The sequence below is a fragment of the Gemmatimonadaceae bacterium genome (assembly GCA_035606695.1).
Lineage (GTDB): Bacteria > Gemmatimonadota > Gemmatimonadetes > Gemmatimonadales > Gemmatimonadaceae > JAQBQB01.
The window spans coordinates 79472-101160 of record DATNEW010000026.1 but is presented as its reverse complement, the minus strand read 5'-3'; the positions used below and the strand labels follow the sequence as shown (position 1 = coordinate 101160).

Below are 21689 nucleotides of genomic sequence, written 5' to 3'. Positions count from 1 at the left end.
TAAGAGCAGATCCTCGTCTCGCTGCGCTCGCGAGGATGACAACCCTCGCTGCGCTCGCGAGGATGACGTCACAACCCAATAATCTGATCACGCCTCGTCCCGACGCTCACGTAGGTCACCCGCGATTCGATCAGCTCCTGCATGCGATCGACATATGCTCGCGCCTTCGGCGGGAGATCATCCAGCTTGCGCGCGCCCGCGGTCGACTGCTGCCACCCCTCCATCCACTCGTAGCGCGGCGCCACCTGCTCCAGCATCGTCACGTCACCCGGGAATTCCGTGTGCACTTCGCCGTCGCACTCGTAGCCGGTGCAGATCGCGATGCGCTCGAGCGTGTCGAGCACGTCGAGCTTCGTCACCGCGAGATCGGTGAGACCGTTGATGCGCGTGGCGTACCGTACCACGACGGCGTCGAACCAGCCGCAGCGGCGTGCGCGGCCGGTCGTCGCGCCGAATTCGTTGCCGAGCTTGCGCACGCGTCCGCCCATGGCCTCGTCCATTTCCGTGGGCAGCGGGCCCGTACCGACACGCGTGGTGTACGCTTTCACGACGCCGAGCACCGCGTCGATCGACGTTGGCGCGATGCCGACGCCGGTCGACGCGCCGCCTGCCGTCGTGCTGCTCGACGTCACGAACGGATACGTGCCGTGATCGACGTCGAGCAACGACCCTTGTGCGCCCTCGAGCAGCACGGCGGCGCCGCTCTTCTGCGCGCGATGCACCTTCAAGCCAACGTCTTCGGCCAGAGGGAGCAGTCGCTCCGCCAAGCGTCCGAGAAGCTCGACCGTTTGGTCCGTGTCGGCGCGCGTCTTCGAGCCGAAGCCCGCGAGCTGTGCGTTCGCGCGTTCGACGCCGCGTGACACGAGCTCGCGCAGCCGCTCGCGATTGCGCAGGTCGAGGACGCGCACGCCGCGCCGCGCGATCTTGTCTTCGTACGCGGGCCCGATGCCGCGCCCCGTGGTGCCCAGTGACTGCGAGTGCGAGCTCTCGGCGTCGATGACCTTGTGGTACGGCAGCACGAGATGCGCGCGATCGCTGACGTACAGGCGGCCCTCGACGTCGATGCCATCGCGCACCAGCTCGTCGATTTCCGTAAAGAGCGTGTCCGGGTCGAGCACGACGCCGTTGCCGATCGCGCAGCGGACTCCTTCGTGGAGGATGCCGCTCGGGATCTGATGCAGCACGAACGAATGGTCACCGAGGTCGACCGTGTGCCCGGCGTTCGCGCCGCCCTGATACCGCACGACCCAATCGGCACGCTCGGCGAGCACGTCGACGAGCTTGCCCTTTCCTTCGTCGCCCCACTGAGCGCCGACGACGACTACGGTGCGGTTCGATTGGGTGAACATGGCGATGGGCGGTGGGCGATGGGCGCTGGGCAACGACAAAAAACGACGGGCAAAAAAATACGCCCCGCGGCGTTGCCCGGGGCGTTGATTGAATCTACGCGCTACGTCTGAATTGGGAATGGGGGACGCCCGCGAGGACTCCTGCGAGGACGCCGGCGAGCCATCAGGTCGGCCACCGGTTCCTCTTGCGTTTTTCACGCCTGCGCGCGATAGTAAACCATATGGTTTACCATCACCAACACGCCCTGGACGCCACGTTCGGTGCACTGTCCGATCCCACGCGGCGCGAAATCCTGTCCCGGCTCGCGCTGGGCGAGCGCACGATCAAGGAGCTCGCCGCCCGCTTCGACATGACGCTCCCTGCCGTCTCGAAGCACGTGCACGTGTTGCGGAGTGCCGGGCTCGCCGACGTGCAGCGCGACGGACGCGTCCGCCGCGTTCGCCTCACACCCGCACCCATGCGCACCGCGCTCGAGTGGATCGAGCACTATCGCGCGTTCTGGGAATCCGAGCTCGCGTTGCTCGCGGCATATCTCGAAGACGTCGCCGACGACATCTCCTCACCCTCACCGGAGTCTCCATGGCCACCTCGACCCCACTCGGCGAAAAAAACAGCGCGGCGCCGTCCCTCGAAGTCCGGCGCACCATCCGCGCGCCGCGGCAGCGCGTCTTCGACGCGTGGACGAAAGCGGAAGAGCTGAAGCGCTGGCATGCGCCGGGTCCGCTGACGGTTTCGTTCGCCGAAATCGACTTGCGCGTCGGGGGCGGGTATCGCATTCACATGCGCGAACCCAACGGCACCGAGCACAAGGTGTCGGGCGTGTACCGCGAGGTGGATCCGCCCAAGCGCGTCGTCTATACCTGGAGCTGGGACGATCAGAGCGACGTGCAGAACAGCGTCGTCACGCTCGAGTTCCACGAGCGTGGCGCCAGCACCGAAGTCGTGTTGCGCCACGAAGGCTTCGCCACCGACAAGCAGCGGGACAGCCACAACGGAGGCTGGACGAGCATCATGGAGAAATTCGCCGCCGACATCGAAGGAGGCGCGGCATGAATCGCCTCGAGCAATTCACCGACGTGTGGACGCGCGAGAATGCGACGACGCGACGTGTGCTGCACGCCCTGCCCGCCGATCAGGCGGAGTTCCGTCCGTCGCCGAACACGAAGACGGCGCGCGAAGTCGCGTACATTTTTTCGCTCGGGCAGGGAGGGATCGCCGCGGCGCTCACCAACCAGTGGCAGTGGCCGCCGCCGCAGCCTCGGACGGCGCCCGCAACGCTCGACGAGGTGCGCGCCGCGTTCGACACGTCGACTGCCGCCGTTCGCGACGCGCTCGCCAAGGCGAGTGAATCGCAGTTCGATGAAACGGTCACGTTCTTCACGGCGCCGAAGCAGCTGGGCCCGGTGAAGATCGCGGATCTCGTGTGGTTCATGCTGCTGGACAGCGTGCATCACCGCGGGCAGCTGTCGATCTACCTGCGCGGAATGCAGGCGAAGGTGCCGTCGATTTACGGACCGACGGCGGACGAGCCGTGGATGTAGCCCAACAGTCGAAGCGTTAGAACATGGCCGCCGCGATCATCCACACCGCCATGACGAATCCGACGGCGACCTTGAGCGCGGCGGCGGCGGCGCGTCCGATCAGCGCGCCCCACGCCACGCGCGCGGCGGTGGTGTGTTTCCCTTCGCGACTCCACTCGAATACGAACGCGCCGACGAAGGCGCCGGCAAACGCGCCGATGATCGAACCGACAACCGGCACCGGTACGCCGAGAAATGCCCCGATCATGCCGCCGATGATGGCACCCCATCCCGCGCGGCGAGAGCCGCCGTACTTCTTCGTGAAGCGCGCGGTCAACACCCAGTCCATTCCTTCGGCGCCCGCCATCAACACGCCGAGGCCGATGAGCGAGATCAGGCTGATGCTGCCAGGCACGAGCAGGTAGTAGCCAAGCGCGCCGCAGAACATCACGAGCGTGCCCGGCAGCCCGAACGGGATCATCACGAGACCGAGCAGCGCGATGGCGGCGAGAAGGATCACTTGCATTGCGAGAGCTCCGTTGCGGCGCGAGCGAGGACCTGCGCGGCGCCGGCGATGCCGCGTCCACTCATGTGGGCGAGCGTGTCGCGCGACGTGTGAATTCTCTGTAGCGTACGAATCGTGCCCCGGCTGAGTGTCACGGTGCGCCAGCCGGCGTGCGCGAGCGGGACGTGGTCCGTCAGAATGCCCGGGATGAGGCGCATGATTCGCATCGGTTCGTCGTGCGCCGTAGCGGCCTGCTCGAGCCGCGAGATGATCTCGCGCGGGGACCGGCCGGAGTACATCACGACCAGTGGCCCGTCATCGTCGACGCTGTCGCAATTGAGAGCGATGCCGGGCTTTGCATCGCGCGTCCACGCCGTTGCGCCGGCGAGCGCGAGCTCCTCGGCATCCGTGATCGCGATGCCAATGGCACACGTCGGCGGGATGAGCGCGGCCGCCTCGAGCACGGCCGCGACACCGCTCGCGTTGTCGAGCGTTCCGTGGTTGCGCGCGCCGACGACGGACAGCATGAGAGGCAAGGCACCGATCCAGGCGACGATGAGCGCGGGCCCGCCGAACGATCCACCAATCGTGGACGAGACGATCACCGCGATGATGCCGACGACCAGGAGCAGCACACCGGCGACGCGAACGAGCATCGAGACCGGCTGCCACTTGGAGTCGATGTGCGCCACGAGCCATACGCGCGGCTCGCCACGCGTGGCGAAAAGATTGGTGCCGGTCGCGCGAAGGATGCGTCCGCGCAGAACGCCGCGTAACGGCATGGCCCAAGTCGCCATCGCGAGCGCGACTGCGATCCCCAAGGCTTGACTCGCGCTGATCGAGCCGGCGGCGTACCAGAGCGTCGCCGCCATTCCCGCGACGAGCCCAATGGCCGGCGCGGCCCACCGGCCGATGAATTGAGAATACTCAAATGAGTGTTCTTGAATGACGAACCCGAGCGGGGCGAGGACGTCACCGCAGTACCGGCGCGCATCGGCGCAGGCCGCGCTCCCCGTCGGGCGACTGAGGCCGCCCAGACGGGCGAGATGCGCGGCGCCGTCGCTCACGGACTCAGGCGCCGACGAGCTCCGACTTGAGCAGTCCTTCCACGATCTCGCCCTGCTCGGCGTCGAGCGACACGAGCGGCGAGCGCACCGGCCCGCCCGACAATCCCACGCGGTCCATGGCCGCCTTCACGCCCGCCACACCCAACTCGCCAACGATCTTGGCGCCGAGCGGCGTGAGACGCGACTGGGCCGCGGTGGCGGCAGCGGCGTCGCCGCGCTTCACCGCTTCGTAGATCTCAACGCAGAGCGCGGGCGCGAAGAGCGCCGCCGCGAGAATGCCGCCGCGCGCGCCGGATTCCATCGCATGCTGGAAGAGCTGCGCGTTGCCGTCGAGCACGGCGAACTTCGCGGACTGGATGTTCATGTACGACGAAAACAGCTCGCGGTTGCCCGAGCTGTCCTTGATGCCGATCACGTTCGGGTGCGCCGCAAGCTCGCTGACGAGGTTCGGCGCGAGCGCGAAGTGCATGTACTTCGGAATGTTGTAGAGGATGACGGGGACTGAGCTCTCTTCCGCGACCCGCCAGTAGTGCTGCATGAGCGCGGGGCCGGTCATCGCCGACGCATAGTAGTGCGGCGCAACGACGAGCACCGCATCCGCGCCGCGCTCGGCCGCATCGCGCGTCTGCTTTACGCACGTCCGCGTCGACTCGGCGCCGGTGCCGACGATGAGCCACTTCTCACGCGGCACCATTTCGCGCGCGACGTCGACGAGCGAGGCACGCTCATCGAAGTCGAGCAATGCGGCTTCACCCGTTGAGCCGGTGACGACGATCCCGTTCATTCCGGCGGCGAGGTGCGCGCGAGCGTTCGCGGCGAAGGCGGCGCAATCGAGCTCGCCTGATTCCTTGTAGAACGTGCTGACGACCGGGGCGAGAACCCCTTCGAGCGATTTGTTTGTCATTGTGGCCTTGTCATTCCAAGCGAAGCGCTGTCATTCCGAGCGAAGCGCTGTCATTCCGAGCGGAGCGAGGAATCTACTGTCCCGGTAGAGGGGCAAGTCACTCTACCAGGATGAAAGATCCCTCGCTGCGCTCGGGATGACAAGCACGCTCGGGATGACAAGCACCCTCCCGATGACATGAATCACTGATTCAGAAAATCCAGCCCACCCGTCTGAATGCCTTCCAGCGCCGGCTCGTCGGTCTGGATCGGCTCCAGGACAGACGGCTCGTCCGGCGGAATGTCCTCCATCTTCACGGTCTGCGACAGGCGCGAGAACATTTTGAGCTTGAGCTCGAAGTCCGACGGGTTGCTCGCCGCCGACTTGGCCGTCTCGAACGTCACGACACCGCTCGTGACGAGATCGGTCAGACACTGGTCGAACGTCTGCATGCCGTACTGCTCGCGTCCCTCGGCGATGAAATCCTTGATCTCGCCGAGTCGCGTGCCGTCGAGAATGAGATCTTTGATCGACGGCGTGTTGACCATGATCTCGGCCGCGACCGCGCGGCCTTTGCCGTTCTTCGTCGGCAGCAAGCGCTGCGAGATCACCGCCGTCAGCGACTCGGCGAGTCGCACGCGTACGACTTCCTGCTCTTCGGGCGGGAACATGGCCATCATGCGCATGATGGTGCTCGTCGCATCCGGCGTGTGCAGGGTGGACATGAGCAGGTGTCCGGTCTCGGCCGCCTTGAGCGCGGTGTCGATCGTCTCGGCATCGCGCAGCTCGCCGATCATGATCACGTCGGGGTCCTGACGCAGCGCGGCGCGCAGGCCCATCTTGAAATCGGTCGTGTCGCTGCCGATCTCGCGCTGGGTCACCGAGCAGTTCTTGTCCTTGTGCAGGAACTCGATCGGATTCTCGAGCGTGAGAATGTGGCCGTTCACCGAGCGGTTGATCCAATCGATCATCGCTGCCATGGTGCTCGACTTGCCCGACCCGGTGACGCCGGTGACGAGGATCATGCCGCGCTCGGCTTCCGAGATCTTCGCGAGCGATTGCGGCAGACCAAGCTTCTCGAACGACGGAATCTCCCACGGAATGACGCGCATGATGATCGAAAACGATCCGCGCTGCTTCATCATGTTCACGCGGAAGCGTCCGATGCCGGCGGCGGCCCACGAGCAATCGTAGTCGAGCAGTTTGTCGATGCGCGCCTTGTCGTCCTCGTTGGACATGAGGTGCAGCGCGATCGCGCGCGTCTGTTCCGGCGTGAGCGTCTGCTTGGTGAGCGGCACGAGATCGCCGTGAATGCGCGCGCGAAAGACGTCGCCGGCCTTGATGTGCAGGTCCGATGCGCCGCGGTCCACCGCTGCCTTGATGATTTTTTCCATGCTCAATACCCCGCGCGCTTATCGACGAGATTTTCCAAGCGTTCACCACGTAAGTATCGGCGCCAGTTACCGATAAATAGATCGAGCTGGCGTGGCCAGAAGCGGCCCGGCGATACGGGCGACACGTGCGGGGTGAGAAGAACCTGTCGAAGGTGCCAAAATGGGCTCGTCGCCGCCAGTGGTTCCTCGCGAAAGACGTCCAGCACCGCTCCGCGGATTCGGCCCGCCTCGAGGAGCTCGGCGAGAGCGTCCTCATCGATCATCGCGCCGCGGGCGACGTTGACGACGATCGTGTCGGGGGACAGGAGCTGCAATCGTTCGCGCGTCAACAAACCCTTCGTCGCCTCGGTGAGCGGCGCGGCGAGAACGACGACGTTGTGCTTCGGCAGCTCGGCCTCGAATTCGTCGAGCGAGATGACGCGCTCGAAGCCTGGCGGCGGTCCCAACTCCACGCGGCGGCGCACTCCCGTGCAATGTGCGCCGAGTGCGGCGAGGCGTTCGCCGGTCGCACCGCCGAGCCCGCCGACGCCGACGATGAGGGCGCGAACGGTATCGACTTCGCGCAACACGGAATCGAGCGCGACGAACGGAGCCTTGTTCCATTCCGATCGCCGCTGTTGATCGAGCGCGAAATCCAGCCCGCGCAGGAAGTGCAGCACGCCTGCCACGCAGTACTCGGCGATCGGCACGGCGTGAATGCCGGCGGAGTTGGTGAAGAGAACGTCGCTGCTCACCATCTCGTCGTAGAGCGCGCTGCCGACGCCGGCCGCCGCGGAATGGACCCAGCGCAGCTTTTTCGCCTCGAGAAACAGCAGCCGCGGAATGCCGAAGCCGAAGTAGATCTCGGCGTCGCTGACGGCGGCCATCACCTCGTCATTGGGCCGCGGCGGTCCGTCGCCGTCGGAGCTCGTGGGCGCCTGCACGATGTTGACCCGCCAGCCCGGTGGCGTGGCCTCGCGAATGCGCCGCTCACCTTCCGGCGTGAGTGCCCAATTCTTCGACTTCGCGGCCAGGTCGACGACGAGAATGCGTTCCGCCACTCCGGTCATTCCGTCGTGACGCTGACGACGCTCTTGTTCGCGCGTAGAACGTCCGCCAGCACGTCGAACTGCTTGGTCGCGCCGATCAGGTCCATCTCGAACGTTCGGTCGCTGTCGTGCTCGAAGGTGCGGCGCGAATAGACGTGCACGCCGGCTTCCTGAATCATTCGCTCGAAGGGTGCGAAGTCGCATCCGGGTTTGACGCGCAGCGTCACGTGCAGTCGGCGGCGTTTCGCGAGCAGGCGTGACTCGACCGGCCTCAAACCGATGAGCACGACCATGATGAGGGCCGTGGACCCGAGCGCGTCGACGTAGTGACCGCCGCCCACGGCCATGCCGATCGCGGCGACGACCCAGATCGTCGCGGCTGTGGTGAGTCCGACGACGGCGCCTTCGCCGTGGAGAATCGCGCCCGCGCCGAGGAATCCGATGCCGGAGACGATCTGCGCGGCGATGCGGGTGTTGTCGCCGAAGGGATGTTGGTCGGGAGAGAATCCGCTCGTCGCGATGTCCATCGACATCTGGGTGAACAGCGCGGCGCCGACGCAGATGAGAATATTGGTACGAAGGCCGGCGGCCTTCCCTGCGATCTCGCGCTCCAGGCCGATGGCGCCGCCGAGGAGCGTGGCGAGGAGCAGCTTCGCGAGCACGCTCAAGCTCAAGGCCTCGGCGACCGCGCTCATCGATTGTTGAAATCCCTGCGCGGCGCCGGCGTCAGCAAAGGCGATCGTGATGGCGTCCTCCCGCCTGAGAACGACGTGACCGTCTTCGCGGCGCCGCGCCGCGAGCGAGAGCGACGCTAGCGAGCGTCCAGGTCGCGCAGGTCTCCCGGACCGGTATCCGGCGAGGAGTCACCGTAGGCGATACTGCGTGCTTGCTCGTCGAGGGCCGCGATCGACGCGTCATCAGGCTCGGTCGGGGTGGCAAAGTTGCGGAACACCGTGCCGCCGCATTTGTCGCACTTCACGGCGTTCGGCACTTCCTGATCGTAGAACTTCTCGTTTCCACAGGTCAAACACACCAGCGTCACGAGACCACTGGGGCCTTTGTCGTTCGCCATAGTCCGCTCGGGGTTGAGTCCGACAGCAGCCGTTGCAAGAGCTGTGCGGCGTTGGCGACCTGAGCAATCTATCGGTCTCGAACAATTTGTCATCCTGAGCGCCGACGGAGCGAAGGCCCCCTTTCGCCGCGGTGCGCTCTCCTCGGCGTCGAGGGGTCCTTCCCCTTCGCTACGCTCAGGGTCAGGATGACAAGGGAGTGGACGTTCAGGGTCAGGATGACAAGCGAGTGGACGTTCAGGGTCAGGATGACAAGCGAGTGGACGCTCAGGGTCAGGATGGCAGACTACCGAAAACTCGGATCCGAAATCGCGCCGAACGCCAGCTGCATTCCGATCAAGCCGAATGGAATCAGCCACGCAATCGCGCGCGGGCGCGCTTCAATGGGCAGCGAGCGGCGATAGTAGAGCCAGCACAGCACGATCAAGACGGACTCGACTACGACGTCGCCCATCGGGTGATCGTACAGCATGAGGCCGACCATCGGACCGCCCGGCCACGTCGGCTTGATGCCCGTGATGAAATCCGCCGGCCAATGCGACGCATAGGTGAGCCACACGCCGAACGCGTCCGCGGCGCTGTGTGTAAAGATCCAGTACAGCACTCCCACTGTCGTCGCGCCGATCGCCACCGAGACGAGCGAGTGCGAGATCATACGGTTGTGATGACCCAACGCATCGGCGATCCACTCTATCCAATCCGGAGCGAACGCGATCGGAACGAGGAGCGCGATGGGAATTCGTGGGCGGCGTCCCTTGGCGAGGGTCGCCAGTGCGGCGTGGCCGGCGTACATTCAGCGGGCCTGGGTGGAGTTCGAGCGAAGCCTCCGGCGCAACAACCGGTCGAGCACGATCAACCAGATCCACGGAAGGACGAGCGCGACACCAACCGCGAGCCAACCGATGGTGAGGTGCGCGAATCGCGGTGGCGGCGTCGCGATCACGCCACGCCCGCCACGTCAGCGAAGCTCAATAGGGCCGAGCGGGCCGGCTGCGCTTCTGCGCGCAGTCCTCGCACAGCGTCGCGCTCGCGCTGAGCCGTGAGCCGCATTCCCCGCAGAGACAGTACACACGTACGCCGTTGGGCGTAACGTCGCGATGAATCGACGCGGTGTACGGCAACGGAAAGTGTAAATACGACGGCGCGGTGAACGGCTGGATGGCTTTCCGCCGCGCGCTCCACGCGCGCACGCGCTCGCCGATCCGCTGGAACGGATGAAAGAGCTGAATGCGCTGCACGCGCTGAAACAGCTGGCGGAACTTCAGGCCGGAGACGATCGAAAACTTCATAGCACGCTTGGTGAGTCCGAGGGCGTAAAATGCACGGCTCATGCCGCGTGCGAATCGTGCGAAAGATCACGGCGAAACGCCGTCGAACCCCATGCGGTCGCGGACCACGCCGATCGTTTCGCGCGCCAGACGTCGGCAGCGTTCGCCGCCGGCAGCGAGGGCGTCGTCGATGAGCCTGGGGCGAGCCGCCAATTCGGCGGCCCGGCCGCGAATCGGCACGAGCTCCTGTTCGATCGACTCGGCCAACACTTTCTTGCAGTCGATACAGCCCCACCCGGCCGTGCTGCATTGAACCGCGACATGCTCGACCGTAGCGATCGGGCTGAACGCCTTGTGCAAGTGATAGATGTTGCACACCTCCGGCGTTCCGGGATCGGTTTTCTTGATGCGCTTGGGATCGGTCACCGCCGGCCGCAGCTTGGCCCAGATCGATTCCGAAGTCTCGAGCATGCCGATCGTGTTGCCCTTGGACTTGGACATCTTCGACTGGCCGTCGAGCCCCATGATGCGGCGCGTCGGCGTGAGCAGCGCCTTGGGTTCAGGAAAGAATTCTTCACGCTCATCGGCGCCGTCTTCCGTCTTCCGTCCGGTGAGCCGGCCGAACGCCGCGTTCCACCGTCGCGCGACCACGCGCGAGAGCTCGAGATGCTGGACCTGGTCTTCACCGACGGGGACGGTGTCGGCGCGATACAACAGAATGTCCGCGGCCTGAAGCACGGGATAATTCAAAATGCCGGCGAGCACGCTTTCCTGCGACGCGGACTTTTCCTTGAACTGCGTCTGACGCTCGAGCTCACCGAGCGGCGTGATGGTGTTGAAGAACCACGCGAGCTCGGTATGTTCCGGAACCTGCGATTGCGCGAACAGCGCGCATACGTTCGGATCGATTCCGGCAGCCAGCAAGCTGACAGCCATGTCGTGGCGGCGCCGGCGCAGCAGCTCGGGGTCGTAGGCGATCGTAATCGCGTGATAGTCGACGATGCAGATGATCGTATCGTACTCGTGCTGCAGCGCGACCCAATTCTTGACGGCCCCCAGATAGTTGCCGATGTGCAGCTCGCCGGTGGGCTGAATTCCACTGAATATCCGTGACATCCGCGCAAACTAATACGAATCGAGCAGAGGCGCGTCAGCTGCTGGCGACGTGTGTCGCGGCCGCGGCGCGGGCGGCGGAAATCATTCGCGCCAAGGCGGACGAGCGCGCAACACTCACGTGGGAAACGAAGTCGCCGGGCGATTTCGTGAGCGACGTCGATCGCGCGGCTGAGCAGGCGATCGGCAACATGGTGCGCGATCGGCATGCGGACGCGAAGCTGCTCGCCGAAGAGATGTCGTCGTCGGTGGCGGATCGTGGCGGGCTGTTGTTCGTCGCGGATCCGCTCGACGGCACGACGAACTTTCTGCACGGCTTTCCGTGGTACGCCGTGTCGGTCGCGGCGCTGATCGACGGCGAGCTCGCGGCCGCGGCCGTGCTCAACGCGGCGAACGGCGAGTTGTTCACGGCGACGACCGGCGGCGGCGCGCGGCGCAACGGCCAGCCGATCGCGGTGTCGACGATCGACGAGCCGATTCGTTCGCTCATCGCGACGGGCTTTCCGTTCAAGCACGGCGCGCCATTCGATGAGTATTTGCGAACGTTGCCGAGGATCATGCGTGAGACGTCGGGCATCCGTCGTCCGGGCGCCGCGTCACTCGACCTCACCGACGTGGCGTGCGGGCGATTCGAAGGCTTCTGGGAAATGAAGCTCGCGCCGTGGGACATTGCCGCCGGCGTGCTGATCGTGCGCGAGGCGGGCGGTGTCGTGACGACGATGACGGGCGAGCCGATCCCGATCGATCACACGTCGCTCGTCGCCGGGAATCCGGCGATGCACAAGTGGTTGTTGGAGGCGGTGCGGTAGCGGCAGCATCGCGAAAGAGCCGCGTCATCCTGAGCGGAGGCGCGCAGCGCCGCCCCTCCGCGTCATCCTGAGCGGAGGCGCGCAGCGCCGGAGTCGAAGGACCCCCGTCCCGACGGTGGAGCTGTACGCAGCGCTCCGCTGAGCAAGGGGTCCTTCGTCACTGCGTTCCTCAGGATGACACGAGGTTTCGCTAAGTTTCTGATTCCCCGATCCCCCGAGAACAATGAAGCTCGTCGAGTGCGTCCCGAATTTTTCCGAAGGCCGTCGCCCTGAGATCGTCGCCCAAATCCGCGACGCTATCGCCGCCGTCGACGGCGTGGCGGTGCTCGACGTGTCGTCGGACCAATCGCACAATCGCACCGTCATCACGTTCGTCGTACCGGTCGAGCGCGCGGTGGACGCGGCGTTCGCGGGTATCGCGAAGGCGCGCGACGTCATCGATCTGACGCATCACACGGGCGAACATCCGCGCATGGGCGCCACCGACGTCGTGCCGTTCATTCCGCTCGAAGGCTCGACGATGGAAGACTGTATCGTGCTCGCTCGCACGCTGGGTGAGCGCGTTGGCCGCGATCTGGAGATTCCCGTCTTCCTCTACGAGCGCGCGGCGTCGAGCCCAGCGCGCGAAAATCTCGCCGACGTACGCCGCGGCGAGTTCGAAGGCATTCGCGATGAGATGAACGCCGGCGCCGCATCGCGGAAGCCGGACTTTGGCCCGGGCAGGATTCACGCAACGGCCGGTGCCGTCGCGATCGGCGCGCGCCCATTCCTCGTTGCGTACAACGTGTACCTGGGACCAGCGTCGAACTTGGGCGTCGCGAAGAATGTCGCGAAGGCCGTGCGCGGGTCGTCGGGCGGACTGCGCTACGTGAAAGGCCTCGGTCTCGAGGTCGACGGGCAGGCGCAGGTGTCGATGAACCTCGTCGACACCGAGAAGACACCGCTGTACCGCGCGTACGACATGGTGAAGATGGAGGCCGAGGCGCAGGGCGTGTCGCCGACGTGGAGTGAGATCGTCGGACTCGTGCCCGAACGTGCGCTGTTCGAAACGGCGGCGCGACACATTCAACTGCGCGACTTCAAGCCGGAGATGGTGCTCGAGCACAAGGTGCGCTCGGCTGTTCAAGGTGGCGAGTCGCTCACGGGATTCGTCGCCGCGGTCGCGTCGCCCGTGCCGGCGCCAGGCGGCGGAAGCGTTGCGGCGCACGCCGGCGCGCTCGGCGCCGCGCTGGCGCAGATGGTCGCGGGCCTCACGATGGGCCGAAAGAAATACGCGGCCGTCGACGCCGAGATGCGCGAGATCGGGCTCGAGGCGGCGCGACTCGTCAACACATTGTCCGCGCTCGTCGCCAAGGATGCCGAGGCGTATGGCATGGTGACGGCGGCGTACAAGCTGCCGTCGGAGCCGGAAGACGCCGCGCACAAGCGACAGGCCGCGATCACCGACGCGCTCCTCGGCGCCGCGGAAGTGCCGCTCGAGACGGCGCGTGCGTGCGCGGCGGTCGCGGAGCTGGCGGCGACGTGCGCGACCAAAGGCAACACGAATGCCGTCTCGGACGCCGGCGTCGCGGCCCTGCTCGCCGATGCGGCATGCCGGGGCGCTGTTTATAATATTAGAATTAACGTTCACTCATTAGACGACAAGTCGCGCGGCGCGGGGCTGGTGCAGGAAGCGAATCAGCTGCTGGCGCAGACGAAGCGGTTCGTCGAGCAGGCCACGGGAGCGGTCGAGGCGCAGCTGTCATCCTGAGCGAAGCGAAGGACCCCTTGCTGAGCGGAGCGCTGCATCCGGCTCCTCCGTCGGGACGAGAGTCCCTCGACTGCGGCGCTGCGCGCCTCCGCTCGGGATGACATGAGCTCACGCCTCACGGCGCCCCCCGCCGAAGCAGCGGCAGCACGCTCGAATAGTCGTCCGTCCAGACACGAAGCCGGCCGCCGGACACCAATGGCTGCCACCCGAGCGCGGCGAGCGGCGCGAGCTGCGAAGGATCGCGCGCGAGTACCGCCCAGCGCGAGCCGAAGACTCCCGTGTCCTCGAGATCGTCCGGTAATCCATCCACGCGAATGGCGCCGGCCAGCCTCGCGTCGCTCGCCAATCGCGCCACCACCGGGCTCAGATCGAAGAATCGATTCGAGATGTGCATCACGAGCAGGCCGCCGGGCGCGAGACGCGACAGATACAATCGCAGCGCTTCACGCGTGAGGAGATGCGTCGGAATGGCGTCGGATGAAAATGCGTCGAGCACGAGCATGTCGTACGGCGCACCGGTTTCCGTCTGCATCGAGAGCCGTGCATCGCCGGCCACGACACGATACTTCGAGCGCGATCGAGCAAGAAATCCGAAATACCGCGGATTCTCGGCAATCTCGGTGACGCCTGGATCGATCTCGTAGAACGTCCAGTCCTGATCGCGGCGCCCATAGAAAAGCATCGCACCCGCGCCGAGCCCGATGACGCCGATGCGCATGTTCGGACGGCTCATGCCGTACGCGCGGAAGATGTCGCCCACGGGGCCGACGGGCGTGTAATAGGTCAACGGCTTGGGCGACAACGAATCGCGCAGCCGCTCGCCGCCGTGAATGGTGACGCCATGCGTCAACCAGCGAAATCCGTGGCGCTCGTCGAGCAATACACGGTGCACGCCGAAGAAATTTCGGCTCGCGTACTGCACATTGCCGATCTCCGAAGGAAACGCCGCGCTCGCGAGCACGACCGCGACGAGTCCCCCGCCGAAGCGCAGCGGTCGCCCCGAGAATCCAAGGCATGCGAGCGCCGGCACGCCAAGCAGCAGGCGCGGCGAGAATGGAAGCTCGGCGTGCGACCAGCGAAGCACGAGGGCGATCGCGGTCGTTGCAACGCCGATGACGACCGCCCATGCCACATCCGACCACGCCGCACTCGGCCGCTTGCTTCCGCGCGCGGGCAACACGGTGAGTACCGCGGTGAGCGCGATCGGGTATTCGAGAACGCTCGTGAACAGCGCCGGACCAATCAGCGTGTTGAATGCGCCGCCAAGCGCGCCGCCGGCCGCCGACCAGAGATAGTAGTTCGTGAGATGCGCCGCGGACGGGCGATCGGCCGCGAGCTGCACGTGGCAGATGAGCGCCGCGATCGTGAACAGCATGAGATGCGCGACGACCACCGCGCCGCGCGCCCCCCACTCGACATAGACGATCGCGCATGGAACGGCGAAGAGAGCGAGTGTGCCGATCGTCGCGATGGCGGCGCGCGCCGACAGCTCGCGCGCGAACACGCCGTCGAGCGCGCGCCGGAGCTTGTCGGTCGCTCCGTACGCGGCGACGAGCGTCGCGAGATACAGCGCGAGCGGAACGATCCACACGAGCGGAATGGACGCCACTTCCGCCGCGATGTACGTCGTCACGCCGAGCATGAGACTCGACGGAATGGCCGAGAGCGAGACCCAGTAGAGCTTTCGTCTGATCGGAATGATATCGTTCGCGGCGGGCGTCGGATCAGGCGCGAGGCGCGCCGGCATGCGACGAAGCACCAGCGCGGCCGCACCCGCGAATAGCAACGTGATGACGTAGACGACGCGCCACCCGCGCCCCTGCTGCGAGAGCGTGAGATTCGGCTCGAGCACGACCGGAAAGAGCAGCAGTGACGCAAAGCTGCCGAGATTGCTCGCCGCGTAGAGGAAGTAGGGATCGCGCGCGCCTTTCGCCCCGCTGCGGCTATACCAGCGTTGCAATAGCGGCCCATTCGCCGCGACGACGACGAACGGCAGCCCGACCGACGACACCAACACCATCAACAGCCAACCCAGCGGACGATCGCTCGGCGGCGGCAAGAGCGAGCGCGCGACCGCGAACGGCATGAACGCAAGCGCGGCGAGAGCCAACGCGAGATGCATCAACGCGTGCCGGCGAATGCCGATCTTGTCGGCCGCGTGGGCCCACGCGTATCCCGCGAGCAGCGCGGTTTGATAAAAGAGAATGCACGCGTTCCACACGGCGGGTGTGCCGCCGAGCAGCGGCAGCACCGTCTTGCCGAAGAGCGGCTCGAGCCAAAAGAGCAGCGCGGAGTTGAGAAAAATCGCGGCGATGAAGAGGACGGTCATCCTCGAAAGGACGACTTACGCGCGGCCATGTCATTCCGAGTGCGCGGCCCGGGCCCCGCAGCGACTCGCGGCCCACTTGCAGGCGTCGCCCCCCAGCGGACATACTCCCACCTCAAACTCCCCTCGAGGCTGGCCGATGGCTCCCTTCACGAAGACTGACTCGATCTGGATGAACGGCGAGCTGCTGCCATGGGCCGAAGCGAACGTGCATGTGAGCGCGCACGCGCTGCAATACGGAACCGGCGTCTTCGAAGGCATGCGATCGTACGACACGCCGGACGGTCCGGCGATCTTCCGCCTCGAGGCGCACATGAAGCGCTTGATCGCGTCGGCGAGCTTCTACGAATTGAAAATTCCGTATTCGGTCGAAGAACTGTGCGACGCGGCGCTCGACGTGCTGCGCGCGAACCGGCTCGAGAACGCGTACTTCCGTCCCCTCGCGTTCTTCGATTCGTACAGTTTCTCGGTGTGGCCCAAGGATTGTCCGGTGAGTGTGGCGATCATCGCGGTGCCGGGGCGGGCGTATCTGCAAGGCGGCCCGGAGCAAGGCGTCCGCGTTACCGTGTCCACGGTCAAGCGCATCGAATCGTCGACGCTGCCGCCGCACATCAAGGCAAGCGGCCACTACACGAATTCGGTGCTCGCGGTGCAGGAGGCCATTCGCCGCGGCTACGACGATGCACTGCTCTTCAACGCCAAGGGCGATATCTCGGAGGGCTCGGGCGCGAACCTGTTCATCGTGCGCGACGGCACGCTCATCACCAACGACATCGGGGAATCGATCCTGCCCGGCATCACGCGCGATACGGTGTTGCAGATCGCGCGCGATCTCAATCTGCCGATCGTGATCCGCCCGATGCCCCTCGCCGACGTCCAGACCGCCGACGAGGCATTCTTCTGCGGCACCGCGGTCGAGGTCACGCCCATTCGCGAGGTCGACGGCCGCGCGGTCGGCGACGGCCAGCCCGGTCCGATGACGCAGCGCATTCAGCGCGTCTTCTACGACGCGGTCCACGGACGGCTGCCGCAGTACCGCCGCTGGTTGAGCACCGCCGCCCCGGTGCTCGAGCTCACGAAATGAAACTTCCCGGCGCGGCCGTCGTTGTTGACTTGTCGCCCCGCCATCATCGCTCAATTATAGAATGATAATTAAAGAATCATGACAGTTCTCGAGCTGGTCCCCACCCCCGACCCGCGCACGCTCGACGACGTGTCGCGGCCGTTCGCCGAGGCGATCGCCTCGCACTATGCGGTCAAGAAACTGATCGGCCAGGGCGGCATGGGACTCGTCTACCTGGCGCGCGACAAGCGGCTCGATCGCCTCGTGGCGATCAAAACCTTGCTGCCGCAGCTCGCCGCCGACCCGGTGGTGCGCGAACGGTTTCTCCGCGAGACGCGCACGGCCGGCGCCATGGCGCATCCGAACATCGTGCCCATTCACGGCGCGGACGAAGTCGGCACCCATGTTTTCTTCGTCATGGGATATGTCGACGGCGAGTCACTCGCCGCGCACGTGCGCGCGCAGGGCCAGCTTCCGCCGCGCCTCGTGGCGACGTACCTGCACGACGTCGCGGCGGCGCTCTCGCATGCGCATGCGCGCGGCATCGTGCATCGCGACATCAAGGCCGAGAACATTCTCATCGATCGCGCGACGGGACGCGCGCTGGTCACCGACTTCGGCATCGCACGGCTGGCCGATGCGCAGCCGCTCACGGCGACGGGCCAACTGCTGGGCACCGTGTACTACGTCAGCCCGGAACAGGTCTCCGGCGAACCAATCGACGCGCGCAGCGACCTCTACTCCTTGGGCATCGTTGGATTCTTCGCGTTGACCGGCCGCTTTCCATTCGATTCCGACATCGCGTCGGCGGTGCTCGTGGCGCACGTCACGAAACCGGCGCCGCCGGTCGCGTCGATCAATCCCGCGGTGCCCGCCGCGCTGGCGGCCATCGTCGATCGTCTGCTGGCGAAAAAAGCCGCCGACCGGTTCGCGAGCGCCGAGGAGCTGCTGGCGGCGGTCGACAGCGCGATCGCACAATCGGATTCGTCGAACCTTCCATCACCGCGTCCGCGATTGATCTCGGACACCGAGGCGCACGCGGTATGGCAGCGTGCCGCGGAGCTCCAGGCACTCACCGGAATTCAACCGCGTCCCGACGCCATTCCACGAGCGCGCGACGCATCGAAGGATCGCGCGCGCACCTCCGGCTTTCGCATCGACGAGATTCGCGGCGCGGCGAACGTCGCCGGTATCGACACGCAGTATGTCGATCATGCGCTGGTGGAACATGGCTTGGCCGGTGTGCCCGCGATCGCCGCGCCCCGGCTGCCTCAGTCGTGGGCGACGGGGATTCCCGCGCGCATCGTTCGCGAAGGCGTCGTGCAAGGCGAGCTTGCCGCGCGCGACTTCGATCGCGTGCTCAACACGGTGCGGGAAGCAATCGGCGAGATGGGCTCGGCACCCGCGAAGACGCGCGAGATCTACTGGCGGTCGAAGAGCACGCAGGTTTCGATCATTCCGCTCGACGGCGTCTCCACCGTTCGTGTTACGCAGGGGACGCGCCGTCTGACGCGGCGAACGCTTGGCGTCACGGCGTTGCTCGGCGCGGTCGCGGGACCGGCCGTGGGCGCAGCGCTCGACGCGCTGATGTACCTGCCCGGCCCATCCTGGGCGGTGATCTCGCATCAAAACATCGACGCGATCTGCGCGTTCCTTGGGGTCGGCGTCACCCTCGGGGTGTGGGGATTCGGGCGCGTGCTGCTCAAGCGCTTCTACCGCGCGAGCGAACGCCAAGTGACCGAGCTGACCGAGACGATCGTCGCGAAAGTGCGCGGCAGCATCCGCGATCCGTAGGATGGCGACCGGAGCATCAGCGACCGGAGCATCGGCGACGGCCGACGTCGTGATCGTCGGCGGCGGCGTCATGGGCGCGAGCACGGCGTATCACCTCGCGAAGCGTGGATGCACGAACGTCGTCGTGCTCGAGTCGTCCGAGCTGTTCGGCATGGGCTCGACCGGGCTCAACGCCGGCGGCATTCGCTATCAGTTCGCGACGGCGGTGAACATCGAGCTGTCGAAGCTGAGCATCGCGATGATGGAGCGCTTCGCCGACGAGATGGACCAGCCGCTCGGTCTCAAGCGCTGCGGCTACCTGTTCCTGCTCGACGACGAGGGCGATCTCGCGCAATTCCGGCGAAACGTCGCGTTACAGAATGCTCATGACGTGCCAAGTTGCATCGTCGACGTCGGCGAGATCGCGCGGCTGGCGCCGGAGATCGAGCTGAGCGGCGTCATCGGCGGCTCGTGGTGTCCGCGCGACGGGTTGGTCGATCCGAACGGGCTCCTCCAGGGATTCGTATCGAACGCTCGCCGGCTCGGCGCCCTGTTGAAAACGGGCGCCGAGGTGATCGCGATTGACGATGTCGGCAACGACGTATGGTGTGTGAGCACGAGCGACGGCCGCAGGTACGAGGCGCCGACCGTCGTGATCGCGGCCGGTGCGTGGTCGGCCGCGATCGGCACGATGGTCGGCGTGCCGCTGCCCATTCAACCGATTCGCCGGCAGATCGCGGTGACGGCGCCGATCGCGAACCTGCGCGCGGACTTTCCGTTCATCATCGACTTTTCGCGCGCGCTGTATTTTCATCGCGAGGGCGCGGGCCTGCTCACCGGCATGTCGAACCGTGACGAGCTGCCCGGGTATGACACCCGGGTGGACGATGCGTGGCGGCTGGTGCATCTGGAAAACGCCATGGCGCGCATGCCGATGCTGGCCGACGCGGAGATCTCGGCGGAATGGGCGGGGTTGTACGAGGTGACGCCCGATGACCAGCCGATTCTGGGGCGGTTGTCCAATGGTCGTGGGCTGTACGTGTGCGCAGGTTTCAGCGGACACGGCCTGATGCATGGACCGGCGGCGGGATTGCTCATGGCCGAAGAGATTCTCGACGGTCGCGCGACGACGATCGACGTGGACCCGCTGCGGTACGGGCGATTCATCCGCGACGGCAACGGCGAGGTGACGGCAGATGCGAGCGCTGGGGAATACAACGTCGTTTAGCAAGCTCATACGGATGGCGGCGGCGCTCGCGCTGGCCGCGATCTACCCCGCGATCCTCCCCGCCATCCTCGGCGCACAGACGCCGGTGCAGATTCACGGCACCGTCCGGGATTCCGCCGGCCACGCCGTTTCGCGCGCGGAGGTGTCTGTCGCGGGCGATTCAACGGTCGTGACGACGAACGATGCGGGGGCGTTCGCGATCTCCACGTCCAGGCCGCGCGACGTCGTCGTTCACGTTCGCCGCCTGGGATACGAGCCCAAGGATAAGGAGGTCATGTTCCGCGACTCGGCGCACGTCGACGTGGTGATCGTGCTGACCCCGCTCGCGCAATCGATCGCGACGTTTCGCGTAGTCGCCAAGCGCACCGGCGTGTGGGGCACGGTGCGCACGCCGTGGGGCGTGCCGATTCCGGCAGCGCAGGTGCAGCTGCTTGGAACGAGCGCCAAACCCGTTGTCACGGATTCAGCGGGTGAGTTCACGCTGCCGACGCAGCACTCCGGGACGTTTCTCGTGATCGCGCGCAAGGAGGGTTATGCATTCGCGCAAACGAGCGTGGCTCTGGCGCCGGATGAAGGCGACGAAGCGGAGATCATTCTCACTCCGCTGAGCAAGGCGAACGAGACCGCGAGCGGGTTCGGGCGAATGCAGACGGCGTTCGCGCAGACGTCGACGCGGATTGCGTTCAAGACCGGGCGCGCATCGGTGGTCACGCACGATGAGTTGGAGAAGAATGGCAATCGTGTGCTCGCGTACGCGCTCTGCGGAACGAGCGCGGAGATGCGCTCGGGGAGTCGGTGTCCCGTGAGAGCGCAGTGTGTCGTCATCAACGGCGATCGGTCGACCGCGCTGCCGCTCGAGGCATTCGAGGTGGACGACGTGGAGTCAGTCGAGTTTTATCCGCCGGGTTCTGATTGGAGCGATACGCTGCGCGATCGCGGGTGTGCGAATTCGCGCCGCACGTCTACGGCCGTGGTATGGCTGCGGGACCACTAGCGCGACAGCGTGTCATCGCTCGGGATGACAACGTCTGGTTGCTCGAGACAGCGACGCCATGTGCGTTACGAGCCTCGCTACTTCCACACCCCCAGCAACCGCCGCACCGCAACGATCTGTCCCACATGATACGCCGCATGATCCACCGCGACGATGATCGTTCGTAGATAGGTCTGCCCGTTCCCATGCGGGATCTTCTGCGTCAGATCGTGCGACTCGTCCGTGGCGAACGCGGCGATCGCCTTCCGCTCGCGATGGATGTCGTCGATCGCCTTCTGCCACGCGGCGCCGTCCTCCGGCGCCGGTGACGAGGGCCAGTAGTCGTCCGGCCACTTTGGCTCCTCGTAATTCGCGTTCGTCATGAACTCGAGGAGATCGTGCTGCGTGCGGCGGATGTGATCGAGCAGCTCCCACGCCGAGTGCGGGAAGTGGTCCGGCCGCCGGCCGCGCAGCTCGGCCGGGAGACCCTCGATGGCGTGATCGAGGCTGGCGTGAGCCTGCTCCCAGTCGAGCGAGGACGCGACGATCTCACGCCAGGCCGTCATTAT

General features: G+C 66.0%; 23 protein-coding genes. 8 read left to right on the top strand and 15 right to left on the bottom strand.

Features of this window, described 5'->3' with window-relative positions; genetic code table 11:
* Positions 1-68 precede the first annotated feature (68 nt).
* Positions 69-1349, bottom strand: a complete 1281-nt coding sequence (locus tag VN706_11565) for an adenylosuccinate synthase (protein ID HXT16261.1) — start codon at positions 1347-1349, stop codon at positions 69-71.
* Positions 1350-1543: 194 nt separating this feature from the next.
* The gene (locus tag VN706_11560; GenBank protein HXT16260.1) at positions 1544-1837 is read right to left on the bottom strand and encodes a hypothetical protein; all 294 of its coding nucleotides are present in this window, start codon (positions 1835-1837) and stop codon (positions 1544-1546) included.
* A 92-nt stretch (positions 1838-1929) separates the two neighbouring features.
* Here VN706_11560 and VN706_11555 point away from each other — a divergent pair, with 92 nt between their 5' ends.
* Both VN706_11555 and VN706_11550 read left to right on the top strand, forming a co-directional pair.
* On the top strand, positions 1930-2403 hold the full coding sequence (locus tag VN706_11555) for an SRPBCC domain-containing protein (protein HXT16259.1): 474 nt from the start codon (positions 1930-1932) through the stop codon (positions 2401-2403).
* The gene (locus tag VN706_11550) at positions 2400-2891 is read left to right on the top strand and encodes a DinB family protein (GenBank protein ID HXT16258.1); all 492 of its coding nucleotides are present in this window, start codon (positions 2400-2402) and stop codon (positions 2889-2891) included. The genes VN706_11555 and VN706_11550 overlap by 4 nt, the downstream gene beginning before the upstream one ends.
* A gap of 16 nt (positions 2892-2907) precedes the next feature.
* Here the strand turns inward: VN706_11550 and VN706_11545 are convergent, their stop codons facing one another.
* The 11 genes from VN706_11545 to trpS all read right to left on the bottom strand — a co-directional run bounded on the left by VN706_11545 (position 2908) and on the right by trpS (position 11201).
* Positions 2908-3396 carry a DUF456 domain-containing protein gene (locus VN706_11545; protein ID HXT16257.1) on the bottom strand — a complete coding sequence of 163 codons (489 nt, stop codon included), beginning with the start codon at positions 3394-3396 and terminating at the stop codon, positions 2908-2910.
* On the bottom strand, positions 3387-4442 hold the full coding sequence (locus VN706_11540; protein HXT16256.1) for a M28 family peptidase: 1056 nt from the start codon (positions 4440-4442) through the stop codon (positions 3387-3389). The genes VN706_11545 and VN706_11540 overlap by 10 nt, the downstream gene beginning before the upstream one ends.
* Positions 4443-4446: 4 nt before the next feature.
* The gene (locus tag VN706_11535; GenBank protein HXT16255.1) at positions 4447-5346 is read right to left on the bottom strand and encodes a dihydrodipicolinate synthase family protein; all 900 of its coding nucleotides are present in this window, start codon (positions 5344-5346) and stop codon (positions 4447-4449) included.
* Between the two features lie 182 nt (positions 5347-5528).
* Entirely contained in the window at positions 5529-6719 is a 1191-nt protein-coding gene (locus VN706_11530; GenBank protein HXT16254.1) for a type IV pilus twitching motility protein PilT, read from the bottom strand.
* 2 nt (positions 6720-6721) lie between these two features.
* Positions 6722-7759 (bottom strand): D-2-hydroxyacid dehydrogenase, encoded by a 1038-nt coding sequence (locus VN706_11525; protein ID HXT16253.1) that lies wholly within the window; start codon positions 7757-7759, stop codon positions 6722-6724.
* Between the two features lie 5 nt (positions 7760-7764).
* On the bottom strand, positions 7765-8442 hold the full coding sequence (locus VN706_11520) for an MgtC/SapB family protein (protein ID HXT16252.1): 678 nt from the start codon (positions 8440-8442) through the stop codon (positions 7765-7767).
* Positions 8443-8558: 116 nt separating this feature from the next.
* Complete coding sequence (locus tag VN706_11515; protein HXT16251.1) at positions 8559-8819, bottom strand: hypothetical protein; 261 nt, start codon at positions 8817-8819, stop codon at positions 8559-8561.
* A gap of 284 nt (positions 8820-9103) precedes the next feature.
* On the bottom strand, positions 9104-9610 hold the full coding sequence (locus VN706_11510) for a hypothetical protein (GenBank protein ID HXT16250.1): 507 nt from the start codon (positions 9608-9610) through the stop codon (positions 9104-9106).
* The gene (locus VN706_11505; protein ID HXT16249.1) at positions 9611-9760 is read right to left on the bottom strand and encodes a hypothetical protein; all 150 of its coding nucleotides are present in this window, start codon (positions 9758-9760) and stop codon (positions 9611-9613) included.
* A gap of 25 nt (positions 9761-9785) precedes the next feature.
* Positions 9786-10148 carry a hypothetical protein gene (locus tag VN706_11500; protein ID HXT16248.1) on the bottom strand — a complete coding sequence of 121 codons (363 nt, stop codon included), beginning with the start codon at positions 10146-10148 and terminating at the stop codon, positions 9786-9788.
* Between the two features lie 24 nt (positions 10149-10172).
* Positions 10173-11201 carry a tryptophan--tRNA ligase gene (gene trpS / locus VN706_11495; GenBank protein ID HXT16247.1) on the bottom strand — a complete coding sequence of 343 codons (1029 nt, stop codon included), beginning with the start codon at positions 11199-11201 and terminating at the stop codon, positions 10173-10175.
* Between trpS and VN706_11490 the strand changes: the two genes are divergently transcribed.
* Positions 11195-12007, top strand: a complete 813-nt coding sequence (locus tag VN706_11490; protein HXT16246.1) for an inositol monophosphatase family protein — start codon at positions 11195-11197, stop codon at positions 12005-12007. The genes trpS and VN706_11490 overlap by 7 nt on opposite strands.
* Before the next feature lie 223 nt (positions 12008-12230).
* Complete coding sequence (gene ftcD, locus VN706_11485; GenBank protein ID HXT16245.1) at positions 12231-13757, top strand: glutamate formimidoyltransferase; 1527 nt, start codon at positions 12231-12233, stop codon at positions 13755-13757.
* Positions 13758-13872: 115 nt separating this feature from the next.
* Here ftcD and VN706_11480 read toward each other — a convergent pair whose 3' ends face one another.
* Positions 13873-16086, bottom strand: coding sequence for a fused MFS/spermidine synthase (locus VN706_11480; protein HXT16244.1), 2214 nt, complete (start codon positions 16084-16086; stop codon positions 13873-13875).
* Positions 16087-16222: 136 nt separating this feature from the next.
* Here VN706_11480 and VN706_11475 point away from each other — a divergent pair, with 136 nt between their 5' ends.
* The 4 genes from VN706_11475 (at position 16223) to VN706_11460 (ending at position 21141) form a co-directional block, all read left to right on the top strand.
* A complete protein-coding gene (locus VN706_11475; GenBank protein HXT16243.1) occupies positions 16223-17167 on the top strand; it encodes a branched-chain amino acid transaminase in 945 nt (314 codons plus the stop codon).
* Positions 17168-17245: 78 nt separating this feature from the next.
* A complete protein-coding gene (locus VN706_11470; GenBank protein HXT16242.1) occupies positions 17246-18940 on the top strand; it encodes a serine/threonine-protein kinase in 1695 nt (564 codons plus the stop codon).
* A gap of 1 nt (position 18941) precedes the next feature.
* Positions 18942-20147 carry an FAD-binding oxidoreductase gene (locus VN706_11465; protein HXT16241.1) on the top strand — a complete coding sequence of 402 codons (1206 nt, stop codon included), beginning with the start codon at positions 18942-18944 and terminating at the stop codon, positions 20145-20147.
* A gap of 13 nt (positions 20148-20160) precedes the next feature.
* On the top strand, positions 20161-21141 hold the full coding sequence (locus VN706_11460) for a carboxypeptidase-like regulatory domain-containing protein (protein ID HXT16240.1): 981 nt from the start codon (positions 20161-20163) through the stop codon (positions 21139-21141).
* Positions 21142-21218: 77 nt separating this feature from the next.
* Here the strand turns inward: VN706_11460 and VN706_11455 are convergent, their stop codons facing one another.
* Complete coding sequence (locus tag VN706_11455) at positions 21219-21686, bottom strand: DinB family protein (protein ID HXT16239.1); 468 nt, start codon at positions 21684-21686, stop codon at positions 21219-21221.
* Between the last annotated feature and the right edge of the window lie 3 nt (positions 21687-21689).